3 protein-coding genes are annotated in these 1,369 nt (G+C 27.9%); all 3 read left to right on the forward strand.

Annotated elements, in window-relative coordinates; all coding sequences use genetic code 11:
• The coding region (locus KHW44_RS09635; RefSeq protein ID WP_304068898.1) for a sigma-70 family RNA polymerase sigma factor at positions 1 to 460 on the forward strand (460 nt) is incomplete at its 5' end.
• A 1-nt stretch (position 461) separates the two neighbouring features.
• Positions 462 to 1,154, forward strand: a complete 693-nt coding sequence (locus KHW44_RS09640) for a class I SAM-dependent methyltransferase (RefSeq protein WP_304068900.1) — start codon at positions 462 to 464, stop codon at positions 1,152 to 1,154.
• Positions 1,144 to 1,369: Nif3-like dinuclear metal center hexameric protein (locus KHW44_RS09645; protein WP_304068902.1), on the forward strand; the 226-nt coding region annotated here is incomplete at its 3' end. The genes KHW44_RS09640 and KHW44_RS09645, both read left to right, overlap by 11 nt.

The following is a 1,369-nucleotide window of genomic DNA, read 5'->3' on the forward strand; positions in this document are numbered from 1 at the left end:
TAATAGACTTGTTAGAATTGAAAGACAATTATTACAAGATTTGGGAAGAGACCCTACAAATGAAGAAATAGCAAAAGAAATGGGAATTGAAGTAGAAAAGGTTAGAGAAGTCAGAAAAATTGCTCAAGAACCTGTAAGTTTGGAAACACCTATTGGTGAAGAAGAGGACAGTCATTTGGGAGATTTTATTGAGGATGACACTGCAATCGCTCCAGATGAAGCTGCAAACTTTACAATGCTTAGAGAAGAATTAGAAGGCATTTTAAACACTTTAAATGAAAGAGAAAGAAAAGTATTAGCATTAAGATTTGGACTTGTTGATGGTACTCCTAGAACACTTGAAGAGGTTGGCAAGGACTTTGATGTGACTAGAGAAAGAATTAGACAAATAGAAGCAAAAGCTTTGAGAAAATTAAAACATCCATCTAGAAGTCAAAAATTAAAGGATTTTTTGGAATAAAATGAAAAAACGTAGGCTTGAAGAAATAATTAACTTAGTAGAAGATAATTCAATAGTTGCTGATATAGGAACAGATCATGGAATTGTTCCGTATGAATTAATAAAGTCAAATAAAGCAAAGAAAGTGATCGCATCGGATATTAGCGAAAAATCATTAGATAAATTAAGAGAAAAATTAGATTATCTTGATGAACCGGAAAAAATAATACTAAATGTATCTGATGGTTTGGATGATTTGAATGAATATCAAGTTGACACGATAATAATTTCAGGAATGGGAGGAAATTTAATCGCTGATATTCTTGGAAAAAATATCGATGTAGCTAAAAGTGCAAATTGCTTAATCTTAGGAGCAAATAATTCGCTTTCAGTATTAAGAAAATTTTTACATGATAATTCGTTTGAAATTATCGAAGAAGTTGATTTATTTGAAAATGACAAATATTATCAAATATTAAAAATTAAAGTCGGTAAACAATTATTCTTAAATGAATATGAGTATGAATTTGGAGAATTTTTAATAGATAATAGATCTGAAAATTTGAAGCAATATATAAAACAACAGATAGATAATAAGAAAACAATATTATCGAATATTTCAGAAAAAGAATCTGACAATGTTAAAAATGCTGTTGATAATATCAATGAAGAAATACAAGAACTTGAGAAAGTGTTGATTAAAATTGAAGCTTAAAGATTTTATAAATTGGTATGAAAAATTAGTTCCATTAGAACTTCAAGAAGATTTTGATAATAGTGGTCTACAATTTGGTAATCTAGATAAAGAAATAAAAAAGATTTTCATTTCTCTAGATCAAGCTGATACTTGTTTGAATAGAGCTATTAAAGAGAATTATGATTTGATTTTTACACATCATCCAGTCATTTTTCATCCATTTAAAAATATTA

This window comes from Finegoldia magna (assembly GCF_018371055.1).
Lineage (GTDB): Bacteria > Bacillota > Clostridia > Tissierellales > Peptoniphilaceae > Finegoldia > Finegoldia magna_I.